3 protein-coding genes and 1 pseudogene are annotated in these 2597 nt (G+C 36.5%); 1 reads left to right on the plus strand and 3 read right to left on the minus strand.

The annotated features are described in order from the left end of the window. Positions 1-67: 67 nt before the first annotated feature. From CDZ78_RS18040 to CDZ78_RS18050, 3 genes are all read right to left on the minus strand, one after another. Positions 68-1282, minus strand: coding sequence for a hypothetical protein (locus CDZ78_RS18040; protein ID WP_174664597.1), 1215 nt, complete (start codon positions 1280-1282; stop codon positions 68-70). Positions 1283-1425: 143 nt separating this feature from the next. Beyond that, entirely contained in the window at positions 1426-1632 is a 207-nt protein-coding gene (locus CDZ78_RS18045) for a hypothetical protein (RefSeq protein WP_087871224.1), read from the minus strand. Next, on the minus strand, positions 1622-2137 hold the full coding sequence (locus CDZ78_RS18050) for an AAA family ATPase (protein WP_087871225.1): 516 nt from the start codon (positions 2135-2137) through the stop codon (positions 1622-1624). Before CDZ78_RS18050 ends, CDZ78_RS18045 begins: the two co-directional genes overlap by 11 nt. Positions 2138-2418: 281 nt before the next feature. Between CDZ78_RS18050 and CDZ78_RS22735 the strand changes: the two are divergent. Further along, positions 2419-2597 (plus strand): annotated as a pseudogene (locus CDZ78_RS22735) (IS701 family transposase); the annotation flags it as partial.

A 2597-nucleotide genomic window follows, 5' to 3' on the forward strand; every position in this document is an offset into this window, starting at 1 on the left:
TACATGTGTGCCGTGTACTGCCTACTTACTGTGCCGTGTACTGCCTACTTACTGTGCCGTGTACTGCCTACTTTGATTTTGACTTATCCACAATTTGAAGATCATTTTTAACGGCTTTTTGTTCTATGATGTTAGCTCTTTTATTGGCTGCTTTTTGCTCGCTGGAAAATTCAGAACTTGGCGTAATCCTATATTTAACATCTACAATCTTGCGCCCTTCTCGTTTTTCTTCAATTTCATAACTATAAATTGTCCCGTTTTCTTGTAATTCCTCTAATGCCTTTATAACTTTTATTCTATTATCTATTTCTCTACTCGATCTTAAAAGCAAACTAGCGGCCTTCATTGAGGAATAATATAAATCATGTGTTGTGATTAAACTCGCATAAGTAAACCGCTCTATAAGCCTCCTAAGTATCCAGCCGCTTAATTGCTCCTTACATGATGTAAGCCGCTTTAAATTAAATTGTCTATATTGCAGTGTATTAACAGCATGAGAGATAAATACGGATAATTGCGCGACATGTAAGGCTTTTGTGTCTTCAAGATATTTTTTACGATCTACTTTTATATAATTATTAATTATCGGGTTGGAATAGATTTCCTCACCCTCTTCAAAAACCGTCAAAATACACTTACTCATGACTTCTAAAGAATGCTTAATTTGCTGGTGTGTTCTGCTGCATTTATTCTTTCTAAGTTCCTTATTTATCATGCTATAGCTAAATTTAACCCAACTTTCTGAGTTCCCCGCGTCATGTATTCCTAAATTTTGTTCTGTAAAAATCTTTTTTAATACTTCCTCTATAATTTCCTCTGATTTAGTAGGAAAAAAGGCCATAAACTCGCCGTTATCTTGTTCAATCAAAGCGGGTTGTATTCTTACTTTATAAGGTAAAGGCTCGCCATTTTTCCCCCTTAATATATATTCTTGTGTATAAGGCTTGGCTAAACCCTCGGCAGTTCTAAGGCTTTTTTGTTCCTGTGGTGATAAAAAATATTTAGGGATACGTTCCCAATATTCAACCGTGTTTGAAACTTCACTTACATCATTAGTTAAAAAGTCAGAAAACAAATCATGTTGAATACTTTTTATTGGTAAGCTTGGCGGTTTTTTTATTACCTTTTTAACAGCTTTCTTTTTAGCTGGTTTCTTCTTGGTATCTGCCATTTTCTTTTTCCCCTTGTCAAAATATCGCGGGTCGCTTGTATCATAATAAGGCATTAGTACAGCGTCCTTTGTTTCAAGCTGCTTAACACATGCCTTTGATAATTCAATCATGCTATGACCTCCTTTTAACTGGTTCATTTTCGGTTCAATGGTTCAAATGAGACAATGAAATTATTAATTAAACCATTAAATACATAAGTAATTATATAATAAAATAAGTAAAAGAATAAGTAAGTAAAGACTTAAATAATTGTTTAATTTTTTATGTACGCCTTCATGTGTTTAATAAAGGCATCCGTCATGCTCTCCCCACTCTTCAAAGCTTCCATTTTATAGCCTTGTTGTAATTCTTTGGGTACTTTAAAAGTCATAGTAACCGTTTCACCACTATCAATTTTCATTGCTTCTTTGATAACTTGCTCTTTGGGCGTTAATTCTTTACGTGTTGGTTTAGCTTTCATTGTTCAAAATCTCCATAATTTCAGTGGTCAAGTTTTCGATTTCTTCCAGTGCATCAGCGTTTTTTCCGCTGTGTACAGTCAACCCCTCCCCCATTGTCTGCTTGTAGATTTCCCTACTATATAAAACAGTGTCCAAGGGTTTAAAGCCGCTTTCTTCAATTAACTTTGTATTTTTGGTTGCTGCATTAATAATAAAATGGGTTTGGGGCTTGCCCTCTGTAACTCCATGCCTTGCGGCTATGGCCTCGGTTATATCGGAAGCCCCCCATATATCAAGCGCGGACGGTGCAACGGGTATTAAGACAATATCGGCGGCTCTAATTGCTGCCCCTGCCATTTTTTCGGCCTTGGCTCTCCCGTCAATAATGACAAAATCATAAGGAGCTTTTACGCCTTCAATATCCTTTGCCAGTGTTTCACGATCTAGCCCAATAACAGATACAAGCTCACCCTCATTTGTTGCGCTCCAATCCCGTAAAGAGCCTTGCGGGTCACTATCCACCATAAGGACGCTATGCCCTCGTTTAAGGATAGAAACCCCTATATTAGCGGCTATGTCGTTTTTCCTACGCCGCCCTTTTGGTTCAAAATTGCAATAACTTTACTCATAACCTCACCTTTATATAATTACATAATTAAAAACATAAATAATTATAACATTAAAGATTTAGAAAAGTAAATAATTACATAATTAAGTAAGGAAAATAATCTAGAAGTTACGCATTGACAGGCAATGCTAAACTATGAACATTGAAAACACCAAAGCCATCGGAAAGCCAAGTCTTGATAAGAGAAATAACACGCCCATCAACAGCCCGCTGCACCTTACCGATGTATATTAGCTTTTTATTAAGTGAGCCAAAACAGGCCAGTTGTCGGCGATTAGGAGAAGTGATGTCGATATCACATGATAGTGTAAACCGATTTCTGAATCGCGAACTTTATACTGGACGAGACTTATACAA

This window comes from Bathymodiolus platifrons methanotrophic gill symbiont, from assembly GCF_002189065.1.
Lineage (GTDB): Bacteria > Pseudomonadota > Gammaproteobacteria > Methylococcales > Methylomonadaceae > Methyloprofundus.